Genomic DNA, 23,107 nt, shown 5'->3' with positions numbered 1-23,107 from the left:
GGGCGCTTTTCTTTTTTGTCAAAATGCGGAGGGTGCCGCACCGGTGAGGATTTTAGATAAGGATGGGAAAGTCTATGGAAAACTTTACAGAGCAGAAAAACACCCTTGGTCTGTACGATCCACAGTTTGAGCACGATGCCTGCGGCATTGGCGCTGTGGTGGATATCAAGGGCCGCAAAAGCCACCAGACCGTGGACGATGCACTGGCTATTGTGGAACGGCTGGAACACCGTGCCGGCAAGGATGCCGAGGGCAAGACCGGCGACGGTGTGGGCATTTTGCTGCAGATCAGCCACAAGTTCTTCTCCAAGGTGGCCGAAGAACTGAACATCAACCTTGGCAACGAGCGCGAGTACGGTGTGGGCATGTTCTTCTTCCCCCAGAGTGAACACCTGCGTGCGCAGGCCATGAAGCTGTTCGAGGTGGTCACCCGCAAGGAAGGCCTCGAATTTCTGGCATGGCGCAAGGTTCCCGTGAATCCGGATGCCGTGGGCCAGAAAGCCCGCGACTGTATGCCTGCTATCTGGCAGTGCTTCATCAAAAAGCCCGCCAAGGTGAGCAAGGGCATCGATTTTGACCGCAAGCTGTACATTGTGCGCCGCGTGTTCGAGCAGGCCAGCAACGGCACTTATGTGCCCAGCCTGTCCAGCCGCACCATCGTGTACAAGGGCATGTTCCTTGTGCACGACCTGCGCCTGTTCTATACCGACCTGCAGGACCCCGATTACGAGTCTGCCATCGGCATGGTGCACAGCCGCTTCTCCACCAACACCAACCCCAGCTGGATGCGCGCACACCCCAACCGCTTCATCCTGCACAACGGCGAGATCAACACCATCAAGGGCAACACGGATGCCATGCTGGCCCGTGAAGAGAGCATCTCCAGCTCCATCATGCAGGACGACATGAACAAGATCCTGCCCATCATCAACACTTCCGGCTCCGACTCCGCCATGCTGGATAACGCGCTGGAATTCATGGTGATGAACGGCATGGATCTGCCGCTGGCCGTGATGATCACCATTCCCGAGCCGTGGGAGAACAACAAGAACATCAGCCAGAAAAAGCGCGATTTCTACCAGTATTATGCCACCATGCTGGAGCCTTGGGATGGCCCCGCTGCCATCCTCTTCTCGGACGGCGACGTGATGGGCGCTGTGCTGGACCGCAACGGTCTGCGCCCCAGCCGCTATTACATCACCAAGGACGGCCGCATGATCCTGTCCTCCGAGGTGGGTGTGCTGGAATGCGAGCCGGATAATATTTTGGTCAAGGATCGTCTGCGCCCCGGCAAAATGCTGCTGGTGGACACCGTGAAGGGCGAAGTGGTGGACGACGAAAAGCTCAAGGAGTTCTACGCCAGCCGTGAGCCTTACGGCGAGTGGATCGACCGCAACCTTGTGGAGCTGGCCAGGCTGAAAATTCCCAACGTGAAGGTGGAAAGCTACACCGGCGATCAGCTCACCCGCCTGCAGAAGGTGTTCGGCTACAAGTATGAGGATGTGAACACCATGATCCTCTCCATGGCACGGGCAGGCGCAGAGCCTTCCGGCGCTATGGGCACCGACACCCCGCTTGCTGTGCTGAGCAACCAGCATCCGCCGCTGTTCAATTACTTCAAGCAGCGCTTTGCGCAGGTCACCAACCCGCCCATCGATGCCATCCGCGAAAAGGTGGTCACTTCCACCAGCGTGTATATTGGCGCACACGGCAACCTGCTGGAGGACAAGCCCGAGAACTGCAAGGTGCTCAAGGTGCACAACCCCATCCTGACCAGCACCGACCTGCTCAAGATCAAATACATGAACGTGCCCGGCTTCAAGGTAGCCACGGTGTCCATCAACTACTATAAGAATACCAGTCTGGAAAAGGCCATCGACCGTGTATTTCTGGAGGTCGACCGCGCCTACAAGGATGGTGCAAATATCATCATCCTTTCTGACCGCGATGTGGATGAATACCACGTGACCATTCCCAGCCTGCTGGCAGTTTCCGCGGTTTCGCAGTACCTGATCCGCACCAAGAAGAGCACCGCACTGGCCCTGATCCTGGAAAGTGCAGAGCCGCGCGAGGTGCACCACTTTGCCGCTCTGCTGGGCTACGGTGCCTGCGCCATCAACCCCTATCTGGCACATGAGACCATCGGCCAGCTCATCGACGAAGGCCTGCTGGACAAAGATTACTATGCAGCCGTGGAGGACTACGACAACGCCATCCTCAGCGGCATTGTGAAGATTGCCTCCAAGATGGGCATTTCCACCATCCAGAGCTACCAGAGCAGCCAGATCTTTGAGGCTGTGGGCATCTCCAAGGATGTCATCGACAAATACTTCACCGGCACGGTGAGCCGTGTGGGCGGCATTACCCTTTCGGATATTCAGGCCGATGTGGAAGCCCAGCACAACGCAGCCTTCGACCCGCTGGGTCTGGACATCAACATGGAGCTGGCCGACAGCGGCGCACACAAGTTCCGCAGCGGCAAGGAAGAACACCTGTTCAACCCCCAGACCATCCACCTGTTCCAAAAAGCCTGCTGGACGAACGACTACTCGGCTTTCAAGCAGTTCACCAGCACCGTGGACAATATGGGTGCTGACGGCGTGCATCTGCGTAGCCTGCTGGACTTTAACTATGCTCCTGACGGCGGCATCCCGCTGGAAGAGGTGGAGCCGGTAAGCTCCATTGTCAAGCGGTTCAAGGGCGCAGCCATGAGCTACGGTGCCCTGAGCAGTGAAGCCCATGAGACCATTGCCATCGCCCTGAACCGTCTGGGCGGCCGCAGCAACACCGGCGAGGGCGGCGAACCCGAAGAGCGCTACCACAGCGAGAGCAATTCCAAGATCAAGCAGGTGGCTTCCGCACGCTTTGGTGTAACGAGCAAATACCTCGTTTCTGCGGAAGAGATCCAGATCAAGCTGGCACAGGGCGCAAAGCCCGGTGAGGGCGGCAATCTGCCCGGTGCCAAAGTATATCCGTGGATCGCAAAGACCCGCCACAGCACCACCGGTGTGGGCCTGATCTCTCCCCCGCCGCACCACGATATCTACTCCATCGAGGACCTTGCAGAGCTGATCTACGACCTGAAGAACGCCAACCGCAGCGCCAACATCAATGTCAAGCTGGTCAGTGAGGCCGGCGTTGGCACCATTGCGGCCGGTGTTGCCAAGGGCGGCGCACAGGTCATTCTGGTGTCCGGCTACGACGGCGGCACCGGTGCAGCACCGCGTACTTCCATCAAGCACGCTGGCCTGCCGTGGGAGCTGGGCATCGCCGAGACCCATCAGACCCTGATCCTGAACGGCCTGCGCACCCGCGTGCGCATCGAGAGCGACTCCAAGCTGCTCTCCGGCCGCGATGTTGCCATCAGCTGTATGCTGGGCGCAGAGGAGTTCGGCTTCGGCACTACCCTGCTGATGGCCGAGGGCTGCGTGATGATGCGTGTGTGCAATCTGGATACCTGCCCCATGGGCATCTGCACCCAGAACCCGGAGCTGCGCAAGAACTTCAAGGGCAAGCCGGAATACATCATCAACTACCTCACCTTTGTGGCCGAGGAGCTGCGCGAGTACATGGCAAAGTTGGGCGTGCGCACCATCGATGAACTGGTGGGCCGCACCGACCTGCTCAAGGTCAAGCCTGCCGCACCCGGCAGCCGCGCTTCCAAGATGGATCTCGACTGCATCCTGCACAACCCTGCCATCGAGAACAGCAATGTTCACTTCGTGAAGGAGGACACCTACGACTTTCATCTGGAAAACACCCTCGATATGAAGGTGCTGATGAAGAAGTTCAAGCTCAGCAGCAAAAATGCCCAGAGCGTGACGCTGGATGTCTCCAACACCGACCGCGCCTTTGGTGCCATCTTTGGCAGCGAGATCACCCGCAAATACGGCAACAGCCTGCCGGATGATATTTACACCGCCCACTGTGTGGGTGCAGGCGGCCAGAGCTTTGGTGCCTTCATCCCCAACGGCCTGACGCTGGACCTTGTGGGCGACTGCAACGACTACATGGGCAAGGGCCTGTCCGGCGGCAAGATCGTCGTGCGCCCGCCCAAGGGCATCACGTTCAAGCCCGAGGAGAACATTATCACCGGCAATGTGGCCCTGTACGGTGCTACCAGCGGCAAGGCGTTCATTTCCGGCGTGGCCGGTGAGCGCTTCGCCGTGCGCAACAGCGGTGCCACCGCCGTTGTGGAGGGCGTTGGCGACCACGGCTGCGAGTACATGACCGGCGGCACGGTGGTGGTTCTGGGCCAGACCGGCAAGAACTTTGCAGCCGGTATGACCGGCGGCATCGCCTACGTGCTGGACGAGAACTGGGACTTCTACCAGCGCGTGAACAAGGAGACCGTCAGCCTGGAGCCTGTGGAGCACAAGTACGATGTTGCCACCCTGAAAGAGCTGATCCGCGAACATGTGGAGGCCACCGGCTCTCCCCGCGGCAAAGAAATCCTTGACAACTTCAGCGAATTCCTGCCCAAGTTCAAGAAAGTTCTGCCCTACGATTATGACCGTATGCTGCGTGTGATCGCATCCGTTGAGGAGCGCGGTCTGGACGGCGAGCAGGCACAGATCGAAGCATTCTACACGGTGCAGAAGAAGAAGTAAGGAGGGCAGCGTTATGGGTAAGACAACTGGATTTATCGACTATACGCGCAAAACCAGCACGGATGTTCCGCCGCTGGAACGCATTGAAAACTTTAACGAATTTCACGTCTGGCTCTCCCGCGAGGAGCAGCAGACGCAGGCAGCACGCTGCATGGACTGCGGTGTTCCCTTCTGTCAGGCCGGCATGATGATCGGCGGCATGGCCTCCGGCTGCCCGCTGAACAACCTCATCCCGGAGTGGAACGACCTTGTTTATCATGGCAAGTGGGAGCTGGCCATGCATCGGCTGATGGCCACCAACCGTTTTCCGGAGTTCACCAGCCGGGTGTGCCCTGCCCTGTGTGAAGCGGCCTGCACCTGCGGCGATGTGACCGGCAGCAGCGTGACCGTGCGCGAGAACGAGCACGCCATTATCGAAACGGCTTACGCCAAGGGCTGGCTGCACGCCGCACCGCCGCCCTCCCGCACCGGCAAGAGCGTAGCCGTGGTGGGCAGCGGCCCCTCCGGCCTTTCGGTGGCCGAATACCTGAACAAGCGCGGCCACGCCGTGACTGTGTTCGAGCGTGCAGACCGCGTGGGCGGCCTGCTGATGTACGGCATCCCCAACATGAAGCTGGACAAATCCGTCATCGAGCGCCGCATCAAGATCATGCAGGCCGAGGGCGTGGAGTTCCGCACCAACATGGATGTGGGCGGGGCTGTTGCCGCCGAAGAGCTGCTGAACGGCTACGATGCCGTGGTGCTGTGCTGCGGTGCCAAGAAGGCCCGCGACCTGAATGTGCCCGGCCGCGATGCAAACGGCGTGCACTTTGCCGTGGACTACCTGACCAGCGTGACCAAGAGTCTGCTGGACAGCCAGTTCGCGGACGGCAAGGCCATCGATGCCAAGGGCAAGAATGTTCTGGTGATCGGCGGCGGTGATACCGGCAACGACTGTCAGGGCACGGCCCTGCGGCAGGGCTGCACCGATCTGGTGGCACTGGAAATGATGCCGCAGCCGCCCAAGGAGCGTGCAGCCTCCAACCCGTGGCCGGAGTGGCCCCGTGTGCTGAAGGTGGACTACGGTCAGACTGAGTGTCTTGCAAAGTTCGGCAAGGACCCGCGCGTGTACCAGACCACCGTGAAGGAATTTTTGAAGGATGATGCAGGCAATCTGACCGGTGCTATCATCTCCTACCTGAAGCCGGAGCGGAACCCCGAGACCGGCCGTACCAGCATGGTACCTACCGGTGAAGAATTTACCTACAACTGCCAGCTGGCGTTCATCGCCGCAGGCTTTACCGGCTGCGAAAGCTACGTGGCCGATGCATTTGGTGTGGAGCTGACCGCCCGCGGCAACGTGGCAGACCACAGCTTCAAGACCAACGTGGAAAAGGTGTTCGTTTGCGGCGATATGCGCCGCGGCCAGAGCCTTGTGGTGTGGGGCCTGCGCGAAGGCCGCGACTGCGCCGCCGAGGTAGACCGCTACCTGATGGGCTACACCAACCTCTAACTAAGCCATTCTCTTTCCTATCCTAAACAAGCAGAAGCGGGGGCCTTTGCAAGGCTCCCGCTTCTGCTTTTGTTTTTTAGTCTGTATTGTATTCCGGTTCCGTGGGGGTAGGATCTGTTGTTTCCGGAGGGGCCGGCTCTGTCGTGGTGGGTTCGGTAGCGGCGGGTTCCTCCGGTGTTGCCGTGATCTGCACACTGGGGTCTGCCGCAATATACACGGTGATCACCGTGCCCACTTCCACCTTGGTGCCCGGCTCCTCGCTGGTACGCACCACGCAGCCGGATGCATAGGAGCCATCGTTCACCACCATAAAGCAGCTGGCCACAAGGCCCCGGGCTTCCAGTTCCTTTACCGCGCCATCCTGCGTAAAGCCGATGATATTGGGCATCTCGGCCATCTGCGGGCCTTTGCTCACCACCAGCCGTATGGTCTCCCCTGCCTTGAGCACAGTGTCCGCGCTCGGCTCCTGCTGGATGATCTGGCCCGCCGGGGCGGTATCGCTGTATTCCTCGGTGACGTAGAACAGATACATGCTAGTATATTCCCGGTTGTTCTGCACCTGCGTGTAGTCCATGCCAATAAAGTTCGGCACAAGGTTCTGCGGCACCATCACCTCGCTGCTGGCCGGTTCCGACTCCGCAGCCGACGCGGCAGGCCGGTGGATGTGCTGGCTCAGCACGCTCCACAGCGTGAGCAGAATGAGGATGGACAGCAGGATCACGATGCCCGCCAGCAGCGCTTTTAAGCTGAGCAGATGCTCCTTGCGTTCCGGCTCCGGCGGGGCTGTGCGCACCGGAGTCTCCGGCTTCATGGTGCGGGTCAGCTCGGCGGTGTATTCCTTGGAAGAAAGGGCCTGATACAGCTGCGGCACGGTCTGGATGCGCTCCATGGGCCGCAGGCGCAGGCCCAGCTGCAGCACCTGCGAGACGTACAGCGGCAGGCTGCCGTTCACCGATTTTGCGCGTGGGTTGGAGTCTGCCACTATGCGCTGCGCTGCAGGCACCGGGGCCTGCCCGCACACCATGCGGTAGAACACGGCCGCAAGGCTGTATTCATCGGTATAGCGGCCCTCGAACTCTGCGGTGGAATACTGCTCCGGGGCGGAATAGCCTTCGTACAGCTGTTCGTGCAGGCCGCTGCCCGCCGTGCGCAGGCCCACCGTGGCATAGCCTGCCAGACGGCAGCGGTCGTTTTCCATCACGCGGATGTTCTCCGGGCAGATACCGCGGTGCACCAGACCGATCTTGTGCATGGCGGCTACGCCTTCAAACACCGGCTGCAGCATGGTGCAGGCATCGTCCGGGCGGATGGTGCCGGGGTGGTTTTCCAGCCACTGATCCAGCGGGGTGCCGCCCAGATTTTCCAGAATGGCGTAAACGCTGTTATTGGCTTCCACCACATCCAGCACGGCTTCCAGACCATTGGCCGGAGTGATGCGCTGGATGGAGCGGTACAGGTCCGCAAAATCCATGCGGGTGGTTTTGAACAGCACCTCACTGCCGGTCTTGGGCCGCAGGGTGCTTTCTGCCGTGCGCTCCGCCGTGAGGGTAATGGGCAGATATTCCTTGATGGTCACCCGGAAACGGCCCAGATTCTCTGCGCCGCGGTAGAGGATGCCCTCGCCGTCGATGCTCAGCATTTCCCCTACGGTGTAGCGCCCGGCCAGCACGGTGCCCACCGGCAGGGTGCCGCCGGGGTTGCGCCCGGCAAAGCTTTTGCCGCAGTGCGGGCAGCTTTGTGCTGCTCCGGGCAGCGGCTGCAGGCAGTATGGACACAGGCGTGTTGCTTCCATTGTGGTCTCCTTATACCGTTTTGCGCCGCAGCAGGCTCATGGGCGGCAGCTCCGGCGTGGGAATGGTGTATTTTTCCATGGCATGCGGGGTGCTCTCCACCCGCTCACCGGCTTCGTTTTCGATCCACTCAGGGTTCAGCGGAATGCTGCGGCCATCCGGGCAGAGGGCTTCCAGAGTGTCGCCTAGGCTCCACTTGCCGCGCTGCTGGCAGGAGGCAACGCCGTTCTCCCAGCCGTCCACCGTGCCCACAAACTCCCACTCGCGGATGTAAGTAGCGCTGTCGGTGGCCTGTCTGGCCTGCTCGCGGCCAAAGTAGAAGCCCGGCGAGTAGTGGCGGTGGCTGGTACGGGTAAGCTCCTCGTACACTTCAGCAGGCAGCTCAAAGTTGTCGTTGAGCGGGTCGGCCAGATAAGCGTCCAGCGCCCTGCGGTAGGCGGCGGTAACGCTTGCCACATAGTAGAAGGTCTTGGCACGGCCCTCGATCTTCAGGCTGTCCACACCGGCCTTGCAGATCAGATCAAGGAAAGGCGCGGTGCACATATCATTGGCGTTGAGGATGTAGCTGCCGTTCTCGTTCTCGCCGATCTCGTACAGCTGGCCCGGACGGGTCTCCTCGCTGAGATAGTATTTCCAGCGGCAGGGCTGGGCACACTGGCCGCGGTTCGCGTCGCGGCCCGCCATGTAGTTGGAAAGCAGGCATCGGCCCGAAACGCTCATGCACATAGCACCGTGCACAAAGGCTTCGATCTCCAGCTCCGGCGGTGTTTTATCGCGCAGGATCGCAATATCCTGCAGGGTCATCTCACGGGCCAGCACCACGCGCTTTGCGCCCATGTTGTAGGCGGCGCGGGCCGCAGCCCAGTTGGTGATGCCTGTCTGGGTGGACATGTGCACATCGATGTCCGGTGCAAAGGTCTTGCAGGCATCCAGCACACCAAGGTCTGCCACGATAAAGGCATCCACACCGGCCTTGGCTGCTTCCTTGATGGCCTCGGGCAGACGGTCGGCTTCCTCGTTGGTGGGCAGGGTGTTCATGGTCAGGTAGACCTTGCGGCCGCGGGCGTGAGCGTAGATGACACCCTCGGCCAGCTGTTCCGGCGTAAAGTTGGCCGGAGCAGACCGCATTCCAAATTCAGGCAGGCCGCAGTAAACGGCATCGGCACCGTAGTTGATGGCATAGCGCAGGCGTTCCAGATCGCCTGCCGGGGCCAGCAGTTCCGGGATTTGCAGCATAGTTCAAATTCCTCTCATTTTTCCGTATTCACAGTTTTGTTCACTTGTGCTGCCTTCTGGCAGTTTGCGTTGTGTTCGCTCAGGGTGCGGGCATAATAATAGCTGCCCTTGAGGTCGGTCACAAAGAAATAGGCATCCTTGGCTTCCTCATTGGGCTGGGGGGCCAGCGCTGCCCTGATGGCCGCAATGCCGGGGTTCGAGATCGGCCCGGCAGGCAGGCCCTTGCAGCTGTAGGTATCATACGCAGCCACGATATTTTCCGGGATATTATCCCAGCCGCCATAGTAGGGTGCCACCCAGTTCCAGAGGTAATTGTTGTCACTGTCGCTCTGGATATAGCTGGAGGTGTTGCTCTGCAGGCGCGGGTAGGGTGAATCCGCAGCCAGACGGTTGCGGAACACCTGTGCCACGTTCGAGTCCTGACTGTTGCCCGCTTCCTCCTGCACAAAGGATGCCAGTGTGATCAGCTGGGGCAGGGTCATATCCTGCTTTTTAAGTTCTGCATACATCTCATCGGTGATCTGTGCATCGAACTGGGCATAGAAGGTGGCTACATAATTGTGCACGGTGTCGTCCTTTAAGAATTCGTAGGTCTCCGGGAAGAGATAGCCCTCGCACTTCATAAAGCGATCCGGCGCGTCGGCATCGTCCGGCACGTACTGCCAGAAGGTGTATTCGCTGAAATCGCCCTCGTTGGCTTCCTTCAGGAAATCCTCGGCGCTGCACAGCCCGGCGGCTTCCATCTTCTGGGCAATGGCAATGGCCGTGGTTCCCTCTGGGATGGTCACGCGCACCGTTTCGGCCTTGGCGTAGGTGGACAGGACCGCAATAATGGCATCGTAAGAGCAGGCGCTCTTCTGCAGGGTAAAATCGCCATACTGCAGCTTTGATGCCGCGCCCTTTTGCCCCACATACCAGCGGAACAGATAGGCCGAGCGGATCACACCCGCATCCTTGAGCTTTTGCGCAATGACGGAAACGCCGCTGCCCTGCGGGATGCTCACCGTTACCTCCGTGCCGGGTCTGCCATTGCCGCTGATCTCGTTGTGCGCAAACAGCAGCGCCCCGCCAACGGCCAGCGCCAGCAGTACCACCAGCACCAGCAGGATCTTCCCTACACCGCCTTTTTTGCGGGTGTTTTTTTCGTGTGCCATAAGCACCTTCCTTTTATCTTAGTTTTCCAGCATCAGGCGCATGTAGCTTTCGGCTACATCAAAGGGTTCGGCATCAAAGCGGATCATGCCGTAGTCCTGCCGGGTGCCCTCGCCGAGGAACAGCGGCTGGGATGCGCCCACGGTAATGACCGCCTTTTCCACGATGACTTCCTTTTCGCGGGCGGCTTCCATCAGTACTTCGGCGGCGCGGTCATTGTCGGCCTGCAGCTCCACAAAGTAAAGCGTATCCTCCTTGCGGAAATAAATACCATAGCCGTGGGCGCTGGAAACGATGGTGGCACCGGAGGAGTACAGATCTCCCAGCACCACGGCCATGCGCTCCGGGGTCAGCTGCACGGTATCGGGCCAGAAGCGCTCCCGCAGCTCACACAGCTTTTTGGCGGTGACGGAATCAAACTCCGCCTGGCTCCACAGGTTGCGCTCCACCTCGCGCGGCAGGCAGCGCAGGGCGAAGGCCCATGCAAAGCCCTTATCCTGCAGCAGTGCGGCCTGCTCCGGGCTGGTGGGCACCGCCACCGTAAAGCCCGCGCCGCGCAGCTTCTGCTGGGCACACAGATAGTCCACAAGGCCCGCCAGGATCAGGCTGCCCTCGCCGCACAGACCGTACAGGTAGGTGCCGCTGCGGCCCTGCAGCGTGACCGGCACAGCCAGCACCACCGCAGCGATCTCGTCATTTTCCTCGGCCACATAGACGTTCTGCTCGCCTGCAAACTGCTCAATGGCCTTTTTGGCAAATTCTTCTGATTCATTGCGCTGGCTCTGCCATAAAGCCAGCACTGCCGGTTTATCTTCCGGCTGCATCAAACGATACATCTGTCAGGATGCCCCCTCTTATCGAAAATTATGTCAGCTGCTTCAACACGATCTCCTGCACTTCGGCCTGAATGTCTTCGATGCTGCGTATGTTGTCCCCGCTGGTGCAATGCACGACGGCCCAGCCAAGGTGCGCGGCACAATACTCGGCGGCGCAGCGGCTGCGGGCAAGATACTCGGTATCCTTCTCGTGCACATCCTTCCTGCTCTCGTCGCCGTGGTAACGCTGGGTCATAAGTTTCTGGCTCACGGCGGGGTCTACCTGTAAGTAGATCACCTCATCCGGCGCAGGCAGGCCCAGCAGATGGAACTCAAAATCAAACAGCCAGCCGAGAAAACTCTCCCACTGCTCCGGCGGAAGCTTGGAGCACTGGTGCACCGCGTTGGAGGTGGTGTAGCGGTCGGCAATGATGATGCCGCCATTCTCGTAAAAACTGCCCCAGTCCTTTTTGTAGCTGGCATAGCGGTCCACCGCATAAAAGCTGGAGGCTGCATAGGCGTTTACATCGTCCGGGTGCTGGCCGAACTGCCCTGCCAGATACATTTTTACAAGGGCGCTGGAGTCGCTGCCGTAGTCCGGGAAGCTCACCTCGCGCACCGCAAGGCCCTGTGCAGCCAGATACCCGGCCAGCAGCTTTGCCTGCGTGGCCTTGCCGCTGCCGTCCAGTCCTTCAATGGCGATCAGTTTTCCCTTGCTCATACGCCTGCAGCCTCCTTGATGGATGCATATTTTGCGCGCACCTCAGCGGTTTTGCCGCAGCACATTTTTCCCTCCGGGCAGGGGCCGGATACACAGGCCGGGCCGGACTTTGCAAAGATATGCGGTGCCACCGGATACACCAGCTCAAACATCTTTTCGGCCAGCTCCCGGATCTCCCACTGGGCGCGGCTGCAGCAGCGCAGGTGGAAAAAGTTCTGCAGGCTGCGGGCATTCATGGTGACCACCATCTTGGTCTCGCAGGCGTTGGGCAGTACAAAGCGGGCATCCTCGTTGGCCTGCTTGCTGGCCTTGGCGCGGGCCTGCTTTTCCGGCATTCCTTCAGCCATCAGGCGGGCGGTGTGGCCTTCTTCCAGCTTGTGGGCAAGGTCGAGGTAGCGCTTTGCGTCCTCTTCCATGCTGGCAAGGAAAGCTTCCTTTGCTTCCGGGATGGCTTCGATCTCGGGCGGTACCACATAGCGGAAATCATCCAGCCGCACATAGCGCTGGCTCTGCACACTGAAGGATGCAATGCGGTGGCGGGTGATCTGCGCCAGTAAAGTGCGGCTGACCCCCTCGATGCCAAAGGTGAAGCTGGCATGTTCAATGGGGCTGGCATGGCCCAGATCGCTGAGCATGGTCAGGAACTTCGCGGTCTTTTCCTCGGTCAGACCGTCCAGCAGGTCGGTGATGTGCGCATCAGAATAGCAGAGCTTTGCCGCTGCAGCCACCACCTTTTCCGGTTCCGGGGTATGTGCGATCAAACGAACAGTCATCATAAGTGTGTTATTCCTCCGCAGTGATTTTGGTCAGGGGCGCAAAATTGGCCATGGTCTTTTTGATGCCCACCTTTTCAAAGTTGATCTCCACGATCTGATCTCCGGCGGCGGGCTTCACAGCCACTACCTGACCGCGTCCGAACACCCTGTGCTCCACAAGATCGCCCGGCTCATAGTGTTTTGCGCCTTTTGCAGCGGTTTTTGCTGCCGGTGTGCCTGTAAAGGAGATTTGCTTTGCAGGCTTTTTCTGCGCTGTTCCGTCAGAATATGCAGAACTGTAACCAGAGCCATATCCCGTACCTGCGCCGCTGCGGCCATAGCCGGAACCGTATCCGCTCTGGCTCTGGCCCCGGTTTGCATAGGCCGAGCCAAAGCCGCGGCCCTCGCCCGCGTTGTATTCGCGGTTCAGGTAGCCGCTGCGATTGCTATAGCCGCTTCCGTAACCGCCCGAACCGTACCCACTGGCGCTGCGGCCCCATCCGGACGGCCCGGAGTAACCGGACGCACCACCGGGCACCGTATCACGATAGCTGTCGCCCCAGCCGCCAAAGCGGGAGCGCTGTTCCAGTACCGGGCTGCGGGTCTCCTCGATATACTCCGGCTCGATCTCCCGCAAAAAGCGGCTCGGCTCGTTGCGCTGGGTGCGGCCATACAGCATCCGGGAAACGCTGTTGGAGATGTACAGCTCCTTCTTGGCGCGGGTGATGCCCACGTAGGCAAGGCGGCGCTCCTCTTCCAGATCAGCTTCGGAATACTTGCTCATCTCGCTGGGGAACACGCCCTCCTCCATGCCAATCAGGAACACATACGGAAATTCCAGACCCTTGGCGGAGTGGATGGTCATGAGCACCACCTGATCGGCGCTCTCGTTATAGCTGTCGATATCGCTGATGAGGGCGATATCTTCCAGATAGCCTTCCAGCGTGGCTTCCTCACCGTGCTGGTCGCAGTAGTTCTTGACGTTGTTGACCAGCTGACCAAGGTTCTGCAGGCGGTCAGCCGCATCCTCGTGGCCCTTGGCTGCATCGGCTTCCAGCATGGCCTTATAGCCGGTCAGCTCGATCACATCGGCTGCAAACTCGTCCAGCGTGCGGGTCTCCAAAGAATCCTGCAGGCGCTGATAGATCTGCCAGAACTTGAGCAACGGCATTACGGCGCGGCTGAGCTTTGCATATTGGTCGGCATGGCCGATGATGTCCAGCATGCTCACGCCCTCCTGCGCGGCCAGATCGGCAATGACCTCCACGGTGGTGGCACCGATCTTGCGGGCAGGCTCGTTGATGATGCGGCGCAGGCGCACATCATCGCGGGGGTTCGCCACGATGGACATGTAGGAATGGATATCCTTGACCTCTTTGCGGTCGTTGAAGCGCTGGCCGCCCACGATCTTGTGGGGGATGCCTGCACGGGTAAAGTAGCTTTCGATGGGGGCCGATTGGGCGTTCATGCGGTAGAGGATAGCGTGGTCGGCCAGATGTCCGCCCTCTCTCAGGTGCTGGCCGATCACATCCGCGATGTGGCTGGCCTCGTCCTGCTCGTTCTCGGCGGTGTACACCTGCACCTTATCGCCCTCGCCATTGCTGGTCCACAGGGTCTTGCCCTTGCGCTCGGTGTTGTGCTGAATGACACAGTTCGCCGCGTTCAGGATATTGGACGTAGAGCGGTAGTTTTGTTCCAGACGGATGGTCTTGGTGCCCGGGTAAATGCGCTCGAAATTAAGGATGTTCTCAATGGTAGCGCCGCGGAAGCGGTAGATGCTCTGGTCATCATCGCCCACCACGCAGATGTTCTTTTCCGGGCCGGTGAGGAGGCTCACCAGACGGAACTGCGCCACACTGGTGTCCTGATACTCGTCCACCAGCAGATAGCGGTATTTGTTCTGGTAGAAATCCCGCACATCCTTGTGCTCGGCCAGCAGCTGCACAGTCTGGTAGATCAGGTCGTCAAAGTCGAATGCTCCGGCTTCCTTCAGGCGCTTTTCGTAGGCCGCGTAGATGCGGGCCGTCAGCGCACCTTTGGTATCTTTTGCGGGGCTGGCAAGGGCCTGTTCCGGGCTGACAAGCTGATCCTTCCATCGGCTCATCTGGCTGATCGCAGCCTTGATGGGCAGGAACTTATCGTCCACATTCAGGTCTTTGTAGACAGCCTTCATCACACGCTGGGAATCATCGGTATCGTAGATAGTAAAGCTGCGCGGGTAGCCGATCTCCTCCGCCCAGCGGCGCAGGATGCGTACACAGGCCGAGTGAAAGGTGGAAGCGAACACTTCGTCGCCCTCCTCGCCGCCCAGCATCCGGCGCAGACGTTCCTTCAGCTCCCCTGCTGCCTTGTTGGTAAAGGTGATGGCCATCACGTTCCAGCTGCGCACAGCGTTCTGGCGCAGCATCCCGTCCAGCCAGCTGGGGGCGGCAGTGCCGGTCATGATGGCGTTGCGCAGAGCCTTGATATCGTCCTCCGTGGCTGGGCGCGGTGTCTGTTTGGAGCCGTGGGCCGAGCCGAACCGGATGAGGTTTGCAATGCGGTTTACCAGCACGGTGGTCTTGCCGCTGCCTGCACCAGCAAGGATGAGCAGCGGGCCATCGGTGGTAAACACTGCCTGCCGCTGCATATCATTCAGGCGGCCAAACTGTTTTTCGATATAGGTATCGCGCAGAGCGCAGAATTCCTGTGTGAGATCTGTTGCCATGGTTTCCCCTGTTCCTTTTATGTTTATACTATCAAAATACAGTATACCACATTTCAAAACGATTGAGAATAGCCGCCGCGTTCGCTCTGGCTATTTTCAGCGGAAAAAATATTTTTATAATTTATAACTCCGAAAAGCCTGCGGGCTTTTCGGAGTTACTTTTTCACGAAAGAGGTCGTAGAGAAAAATTGCGTCTGATGAAACAGCAGCCGTTTTTCGTTACGGCCTTTTTGTGAAAATGTGTTTGGAGCAGCCCGCAGGCTGCGACAAACACGAAATAAATAATATAATTTCCTTATTTTATGCCCAAAGCAAACGCGGCGGGCATTTCAAATCGTAAAACAAAAACCGCCCGGCAGCTCTTGCGAACCGACGGGCGGAAAAAATGCTTTTCAGAAAGCGCTTAGCTGAAAATGTTGATCAGGATACCAGCAGCAACGGCAGAGCCGATAACACCGGCCACATTGGGGCCCATTGCGTGCATCAGCAGGAAGTTGGAGGGGTTCTCGCTCTGGCCAACCTTCTGGGAAACGCGAGCGGCCATAGGCACAGCGGAAACGCCTGCGGAACCGATCAGCGGGTTCACCTGACCGCCGGTCAGCACATACATCAGCTTGCCGAACAGCACACCTGCGGCAGTGCCGAAGGAGAATGCGATCAGGCCCAGCACGATGATGAACAGGGTGCGGGTGTTCAGGAAGGTGTTTGCAGAGGTGGTGCAGCCAACGGACAGTGCCAGGAAGATGGTGATAATGTTCATCAGCTCATTGCCGGCAGTCTTCTGGATGCGATCCACCACGCCGCACTCCTTCATCAGGTTGCCCAGCATCAGCATACCCACCAGAACGGCGGCATCCGGAACGATCAGGGAAACGATGATGGTGACCATGATGGGGAAGATGACCCTCTCGGTCTTGGAGACGGTGCGCAGCTGCTTCATCACGACGGTACGTTCCTTCTTGGTGGTCAGTGCCTTCATGATGGGCGGCTGGATAACAGGCACCAGCGCCATGTAGCTGTATGCTGCAACGGCGATGGAGCCAAGCAGCTCAGGTGCCAGACGGGAGGTAACGAAGATAGCGGTAGGACCGTCTGCACCGCCGATGATGGAGATGGCAGCGGACTGCTTCTGGGTGAAGTCCACCAGACCGGTAGCGGTCAGCAGACGAGCGCCCATGTAAGTACCGAAGATGCCGAACTGAGCGGCAGCGCCCAGCAGCAGGCTCTTGGGGTTGGAGATCAGGGGTGCGAAGTCGGTCATGGTGCCGATGCCCAGGAAGATCAGCGGCGGGTAGATGCCCAGCTTAACGCCCATGTAGAGCATATCGGCCAGACCACCGTTGTTCAGGATCTCCACCCACATGGGGTGTTCCAGACCGTCACCGACGAAATATTGCATGTGGATAACGCCGCTGCCGGGCAGGTTTGCCAGGATCATGCCGAATGCCATGGGCAGCAGGATCAGCGGCTCAAACTCTTTGACGATGGCCAGGTACAGCAAAAAGCAGCCCACGCAGATCATAACTGCGTACAGGTAGCCGCCCGGCTCGCCAAACTTCGCAAAGCCGGAGCTTTGGAAAATACCGACCAGAGTATCAATAAACTGTGTCATGCTCTTCCTCCTCTGTTAAAACGGTGCGGTGGTGTCGTTTACACCCGCATTGCCCCAGCCGTTCTTGCTGCGGCGCACAGCCTTGAGGGTGTACTTGCCGTTGCCCATTGCATGGATTGCTGCCATAATGGCGGCGATCACATCACCGGGAATGCCCTCTTCCACCTGAGGAGCGGGAGCAGCTGCGGCCTGCTGCACGGGTGCAGCGGGCTGTACAGCGGGAGCCTTGGCGGCTTCCTTGGCAGCCTTCTTCTTTGCGTTCATCGAATCGAAGATCTTGCCTTCCAGCGTGATAATCGCCATCAGCAGGATAAGGATCAAGAACACCAGTACGATGCCGGTAATGGTAACGACCACGTCAAAACCTAAATCCATGGTTTTCCTCCTGTTTCTTGTATACTGCGTCCGATACAAGATCGTCAGCAGAAAATCAATTTGGGTACATTATACCTTATTTTCCAATTTATTTCAACAAAAATAGATATTTTTTCTTTTTGGCGCTTTTGTTCAGATTCATGGATAAATGGTGCAGCTTTGATTATCTGCGGCCAATGCGGGGCGTTGCATCCAAAAAGCCGGTTTCCAGCTTGTCGTTCAGGCCAAGGCTCATGGCAGTGCCCAGTGCCACACAGTTGACGGGATCGGGCGAAACCGTCACCTCCACCTTCAGCTCTTCGCTCAGGTATTCGGTAAGGCCGTGCAGCTGTGCACCGCCGCCGGTCAGCATGACACCATTGCGGAAGATATCGCCTGCCAGTTCCGGAGGGGTCTTTTCCAGCACCTGATGGGCTGCGGTGCCGATCTGCTCGCTGAGCATCATGACCGGGTCGTACAGGTCGTCAGTGGAAACATTCACACGCACCGGCAGGCCGGTGAGCAGGCTGCGGCCCTTGATCTCCATGGTCTCGTGGAAATCAGTCTTCTGGGGGCAGCAGGCCACGTTCTTTTTCAGCTCTTCGGCGGTGCGCTGGCCAATGGCAACGCTGTACTTGTTGCGCACGAACTTGAGGATCTCTTCGTCGTAGTGGTTGCCGGCCACGCGCACGCTGGTGGCCTTGACCTTGCCGCCCAGAGAAAGCACTGCAATATCGGTGGTGCCGCCGCCGATATCAATGATCATGCGGCCCTCCGGCTGGGTGATGTCGATGCCGGAACCAAGGGCAGCGGCAATGGGTTCGTCGATCAGGTACACCTGACGGGCACCAGCGGCCACCACAGCCTCCACCACGGCATCGCTTTCAATGCCGGTAATGGCGGCGGGCACACAGACGGCCACGCGGGGCTTGACCATGTGGGAGCTGTACACCTGCTTGACAAAACGGCAGATCAGCTCACGGGTCATGGTATGGTCACTGATCACACCGTCCTTCAGCGGGAAGATGGCAGAAATATAGTTCGGGGTGCGGCCCACCATAGCAAGGGCCTTATCGCCTGCTTCCAGCACGGTCTTCTTGCGGGTATCCATTGCCACAACGCTGGGCTGGTTGAGCACAACGCCCTTGCCCTCCTGCGCAATGATAATGGTAGTGGTACCAAGATCGATACCGATATCGTTCTGTGCCATAAGTTTTCTTTTTCCTTTCTCTGGTTCCTCTATCGAAACAACGGCCTGTTGATGCAGGCCGGAAATCATACCAGCTTACAGTATAGCATAGTTGCCGTAAAAAGTATACCGGTTTTGACGCAATGCAGTATTGTCACCGTTCACTCCGTCCCGCCTGCGCTCGCCAGACCACCAGCGTGAGAAGTCCTCGCACTTCCCGTCGGGCTTTTCTGTCGATTTTAGTCGCAGCCTACACTTTAGACATGGCTTCGCGCATCTTGCCGGAGCGAACGGTGCCGATGCCATCAGGACGGCAGATAGTTTCTCCAGCGAATGACCGGGAAGTGGGGCCCCGATACGAAGTATTGGGGCGGAACCGTGGGTTCCGGGCTGTTCGCGGAGAAAGCTATCTGCTGGCCTGCCCTATTCTGCTTCCGTCTGTTCCGGCGGCAGCTCTGCCTGCAAAAGATAGGCAAGGCCGCTGTAGCGCAGGTTCTGGCGGATGTTGCCCATCATGCGGTTCACAACGTCCCTGCGGCCCGCCACGATGCACAGCTTCCGTGCACGGGTAACGCCGGTGTAGAACAGGTTGCGGTAGCACAGCCGCGGCGGAACCTGCGCCACCGGCAGGATCACCGCCGGGAACTCGCTGCCCTGACTTTTGTGTACCGTAATGGCATAGGCGATCTCCAGCTCGTTGAGGTTTTCTGCCGGGTAGACCAGCCGCTTGTCATCCATGCGCACCACCATGGAGCGATCCCGCGTGTTGATGCTCTCCACAATGCCGATGTCGCCATTGTAGGCACCCACGCCCTGCTCCCCGCCAATGCGGTTCCAGATGATCTCGTAATTATTGCGCACCTGCATCACCTTATCGCCCACGCGGAACACCCGGGCGGCGCTTTGCAGCTGGGGCTTGCCCGTCTGTTCCGGGTTCAGCAGGTTCTGCAGTTCCACATTCAGTGCCTGTGTGCCGGTAGGGCCAAGCTTGGTGGGGCACAGCACCTGAATGTCCCGGATCGGATCGAAGCCGTAGCTGCGCGGCAGGCGGGTGGTGACCAGATCACACACCAACCGCTGGGCCGCATCGCCATCCGATTCCAAAAAGAAGAAGTCGTCGGTCTTACCACCCTTCTGCAGCGGTTCACCTGAGATGATGTGGTGGGCGTTCTCCACGATCAGGCTGCGCTTTGCCTGCCGGAAGATCTCGTTCAGGCACACGGTGGGCACCAGCCCGGAGCGGATGATCTCGCCCAGAATATTGCCGGGGCCGACGCTGGGCAGCTGGTCGGCATCACCTACCATGATAATGCGGCAGCTGTAGCGCAGCGCTGCGATCAGGGCCTGAAACAGCTTCACATCCACCATGCTCATTTCGTCCAGAATGACCACATCGCACTTGAGCAGGTTCTTGTCGTTGTGGATAAAGCTGACCACGCCGCCGGTGTAGTCCACCTCCAAAAGACGGTGGATGGTGCTGGCCTTGCGGCCGGTCAGCTCACTCAGCCGTTTAGCCGCGCGGCCGGTGGGCGCACACAGGGCCACCCGTTCCGCCTGATCTTCCAGCAGCTGCAGAATGGCGTTGACGGTGGTGGTCTTGCCGGTGCCGGGGCCGCCGGTGAGCACAAGGCAGTTCTCGGTCATGGCTTTGCGGATGGCTTCCTTCTGCAGGGGCGCATAGGCAAAGCCCTGCGTCAGTTCCAGAATTTGAATGTTTTTATCCAGCCCGTGGGCGGTATTCTTGCCCCGTTTTGTCAGCATGGCAAGCCGGGCGGCAATGTCCTCCTCGGCTTCCAGCAGGTCGGGCAGATAAATATACGGTGTGCCGTCAAACAGCTTCACCCGCAGTTCTTCGGTGCGGATGCACTCGTCCAGCGCAGCAGCCAGCTTTTCCGGCGGCTGATGGATAAAATTGGATGCCGTTTCCAGCAGCTGGGTGCGCGGCAGGCAGGTGTGGCCGTTGCCCGCGTTGTGGCGCAGGGTGCGCAGCAGGGCCGCTTCCAGCCGCTGGGCGCAGTCGCCTTCCATGTGGTAATACTGGGCAATGCTGTCCGCGTGGCGGAAATCCAGCTGCAGCGGTTCGCCGCAGAGCAGATAGGGATTTGCCGCAATGGCCTGCATGGCCCCGGGGCCGAAGGTGCGGAACACTTCCATCGCGCGGCGCGGGCTGATCTCGAACTGCGCCAGATAGGCGATCAGCTCCCGCATGCCGAACATCCGCTTGAACTCCTGCTGGATGCGGTCGGCCTTGTCCGCCGAGATGCCGGGCACCTGCGTGAGCCGGGCCGGGTCGTTGGCGATCACCTCCAGCGCCTCGGCACCGAACAGGTCGATGATCTTATCCGCCGTCTTGGCCCCGATGTACGGCAGTGACCGGCTGGCAAGGAAGGCGTACACCGCTTCCAGATCCTTGGGCATGTCGGTCTCGCACTCCTGTGCGTGGAACTGGCGGCCATAGGTGGCGTGGTTCTCGTAGCGGCCGCGGCAGACCACGCTTTCGCCCGCGTGCAGTTCACCTACAATGCCGCACACCACCGTGACCACACCGCCGCCGGACACCTCGAACACCATATAGCCGTTGTCGGTGTTCTCGTAGATGATGTCCTCCACGGTGCCCTCGATCTGTTCCAGCTGCTGCTCTGCCATGCGCTCACCTCCTGCCAAATTACACAATCATAAGTAGTATAACGCTTTTGGCGGGATTTGTAAATCATCCGGGCAGACTGCAGTGCAGCCCTACCGTGGAGAAATATCCGACAAACTTCCAATTTAACAACCCATCTACGTCATAAATTCGATGTTTGTCAACTTGACAAAGTTCGGACATTTGGCAAAGTTGGAACTTTCTCAGAACAAAGCAACCTTGTCACATTGACAAAGTTGCTTTTTAATCGTCATATCGTTCAAAATCAGTAACTTTCTCAGATAACGCTCCCACAGTAGCACCTGATAAAGTTCCCTGAAACCAAGGGCTGGGAGTTTCTCCAGCGAATGTCCGGGAAGTGGGGCCCCGTGCGTAAGCACAGGGGCGGAACCGTGGGTTCCGGGCTGTTCGCGGAGAAAGCTCCCAGCACGCGGCCTACTCTACAGCCCGAACAGCAAAAAAGCTCCCCTTTGCAGGAGAGCTTGCGAACATTCTTTAAGCGTTTGCGGTGCGGGCATCGTGTTCCTTCTCGACGTCCTTTTCCTTCTGCAGACGTTTGCGCACCACAAAGTAGGCCGGAATGAGGAAGAAGCAGGCAAAGAACCATGCCACCGGGCTTGCGATGCAGGCCGCAAAGTAGCCCCACAGCGGCACGAACCAGAAGCCCACCATGGCGCGGGCGATCATCTCGGCCACACCGGCAAACATGGCAAGGCCGGAGAAGCCCAGACCCTGAATGGTGTAGCGGTAGATAATGAGCACCGCCAGCGGGATGTAGAATACGCTGTTCCAGAAGATGAAGCTCTGGGCATTGGCCATAATGGCGGTCTCGCTGGCATCCAGGAACAGGCCGATGAGCAGCTTATCCGTCACGCGCAGGATGAGGAAGGACGCAATGCTGTATACGCAGCCGATGCCGAGGGCGGTGTACACACCCCGGTCCACACGGTCCAGGTCCTTTGCGCCCATATTCTGGCTGGCATAGGTGGTCATCGCTGTGCCGATACTCTCCAGCGGCACGCACAGGAACTGCGCCGCCTTGCCGCCGGCGGTCTGCGCGGCCACGATGTCGCTGCCCAGACCGTTCACCGCACCCTGCAGCACCACGCTGCCAATGGCCGTAATGCTGCACTGCAGGCCCATGGGAATGCCCATGCTGCACAGCTTTGCGCAGTGGGTCAGGCTGAAACAGCCCTCTTCCCTGCTCCAGCGCAGCTCCGGGTAGTGGCGCAGGATGTACAAAAGACTGCCCAGACCCGCCACAGCCTGACTGACCACAGTGGCAAATGCCGCACCGAATGCCCCCATATGGAACATGATGATGCACACCAGATCCAGCCCGATGTTCAAAAAGCTTGCCACCAGCAGGAAATACAGCGGGCGCTTGCTGTCGCCCAGTGCACGCATCAGCGCGCTGGTCACATTATAAAGCAGAGTGAAGGGGATGCCTGCAAAAATGGTGCGGATATAGATATCCGCAAGGTCGATGATGTTTTCCGGGGTGTTCGTCCACACCAGCACCGAGCGGGTCAGCGCCACAGTGACAATGGTCAGCACCACCGCAAAGAAGATGGACAGCCACACGGTGTTGGCAGTGTAGCGGCGCATCTCCTTGTAGTCCTTTGCGCCGAAAGTCCACGAGATGGGGATGGAAAAACCGCAGGCGATGCCGTTCACAAAGCCCAGCACCAGATAGTTCAAACCGCCCACGCTGCCCACAGCGGCCAGCGCTTCCACGCCCACAAAGCGGCCCACGATGATGGTATCGGCCAGATTGTAGAACTGCTGGAACAGGCTGCCCAGCATCAGCGGCACCGCAAACGCAAGGATCAGCTTGAGCGGACTGCCTTGGGTCATATCCTTTGTCATAGTATAAAATCCTCCTGCCACACTGGGAACCGGCTTGATGTCGTGATTTTTGCCGTGAAAAACGCCCTGCCGGAAAGGGGCAGGACGTCGTGTACATTCATGAATGATATTATAGTGGAGTGACGCAGGATTTACAAGATTTGCATTGCATCAACATTTAC

At 59.0% G+C, this 23,107-nt stretch carries 14 protein-coding genes; 2 read left to right on the top strand and 12 right to left on the bottom strand.

The genetic code is table 11. The features are described from left to right. Positions 1-74 precede the first annotated feature (74 nt). The gene (gene gltB, locus J3348_RS00235) at positions 75-4,610 is read left to right on the top strand and encodes a glutamate synthase large subunit (RefSeq protein ID WP_242702811.1); all 4,536 of its coding nucleotides are present in this window, start codon (positions 75-77) and stop codon (positions 4,608-4,610) included. Between the two features lie 13 nt (positions 4,611-4,623). After that, positions 4,624-6,102, top strand: coding sequence for a glutamate synthase subunit beta (locus J3348_RS00230; RefSeq protein ID WP_120081499.1), 1,479 nt, complete (start codon positions 4,624-4,626; stop codon positions 6,100-6,102). Positions 6,103-6,178: 76 nt separating this feature from the next. Here J3348_RS00230 and J3348_RS00225 read toward each other — a convergent pair whose 3' ends face one another. From J3348_RS00225 to J3348_RS00170, 12 genes are all read right to left on the bottom strand, one after another. After that, a complete protein-coding gene (locus J3348_RS00225) occupies positions 6,179-7,894 on the bottom strand; it encodes a PASTA domain-containing protein (protein WP_207698019.1) in 1,716 nt (571 codons plus the stop codon). A gap of 10 nt (positions 7,895-7,904) precedes the next feature. Further along, positions 7,905-9,128 (bottom strand): U32 family peptidase, encoded by a 1,224-nt coding sequence (locus J3348_RS00220; protein WP_005941481.1) that lies wholly within the window; start codon positions 9,126-9,128, stop codon positions 7,905-7,907. Positions 9,129-9,142: 14 nt separating this feature from the next. Then, positions 9,143-10,282, bottom strand: coding sequence for an endolytic transglycosylase MltG (gene mltG / locus J3348_RS00215; protein WP_207698018.1), 1,140 nt, complete (start codon positions 10,280-10,282; stop codon positions 9,143-9,145). Between the two features lie 18 nt (positions 10,283-10,300). Continuing rightward, entirely contained in the window at positions 10,301-11,116 is an 816-nt protein-coding gene (locus J3348_RS00210) for a hypothetical protein (RefSeq protein ID WP_005941478.1), read from the bottom strand. Positions 11,117-11,144: 28 nt separating this feature from the next. Next, complete coding sequence (locus tag J3348_RS00205; RefSeq protein WP_207698017.1) at positions 11,145-11,816, bottom strand: deoxynucleoside kinase; 672 nt, start codon at positions 11,814-11,816, stop codon at positions 11,145-11,147. After that, positions 11,813-12,592, bottom strand: a complete 780-nt coding sequence (thyX, locus tag J3348_RS00200) for an FAD-dependent thymidylate synthase (RefSeq protein ID WP_120081495.1) — start codon at positions 12,590-12,592, stop codon at positions 11,813-11,815. The genes J3348_RS00205 and thyX overlap by 4 nt, the downstream gene beginning before the upstream one ends. A 7-nt stretch (positions 12,593-12,599) precedes the next feature. Further along, on the bottom strand, positions 12,600-15,278 hold the full coding sequence (locus tag J3348_RS00195; protein ID WP_207698016.1) for a UvrD-helicase domain-containing protein: 2,679 nt from the start codon (positions 15,276-15,278) through the stop codon (positions 12,600-12,602). Positions 15,279-15,681: 403 nt separating this feature from the next. Further along, positions 15,682-16,890, bottom strand: coding sequence for a sodium ion-translocating decarboxylase subunit beta (locus tag J3348_RS00190; protein WP_097775430.1), 1,209 nt, complete (start codon positions 16,888-16,890; stop codon positions 15,682-15,684). A 15-nt stretch (positions 16,891-16,905) separates the two neighbouring features. Next, positions 16,906-17,265: an OadG family transporter subunit gene (locus J3348_RS00185; RefSeq protein WP_097782221.1), complete on the bottom strand. Its 360-nt coding sequence runs from the start codon at positions 17,263-17,265 to the stop codon at positions 16,906-16,908. Positions 17,266-17,428: 163 nt separating this feature from the next. Beyond that, entirely contained in the window at positions 17,429-18,454 is a 1,026-nt protein-coding gene (locus J3348_RS00180) for a rod shape-determining protein (protein ID WP_005941460.1), read from the bottom strand. 402 nt (positions 18,455-18,856) lie between these two features. Next, positions 18,857-21,079 (bottom strand): ATP-dependent RecD-like DNA helicase, encoded by a 2,223-nt coding sequence (locus tag J3348_RS00175; protein ID WP_005941454.1) that lies wholly within the window; start codon positions 21,077-21,079, stop codon positions 18,857-18,859. Positions 21,080-21,572: 493 nt separating this feature from the next. Beyond that, positions 21,573-22,946 carry an MATE family efflux transporter gene (locus J3348_RS00170; protein WP_005938629.1) on the bottom strand — a complete coding sequence of 458 codons (1,374 nt, stop codon included), beginning with the start codon at positions 22,944-22,946 and terminating at the stop codon, positions 21,573-21,575. Positions 22,947-23,107 lie beyond the last annotated feature (161 nt).

This window comes from Faecalibacterium sp. Marseille-Q4896 (assembly GCF_017377615.1).
In the GTDB taxonomy this organism is placed as follows: Bacteria; Bacillota; Clostridia; order Oscillospirales; family Ruminococcaceae; genus Faecalibacterium; species Faecalibacterium taiwanense.
Note: the sequence above shows the minus strand (reverse complement) of the source record. Positions and strands in the feature narration are given on the sequence as shown.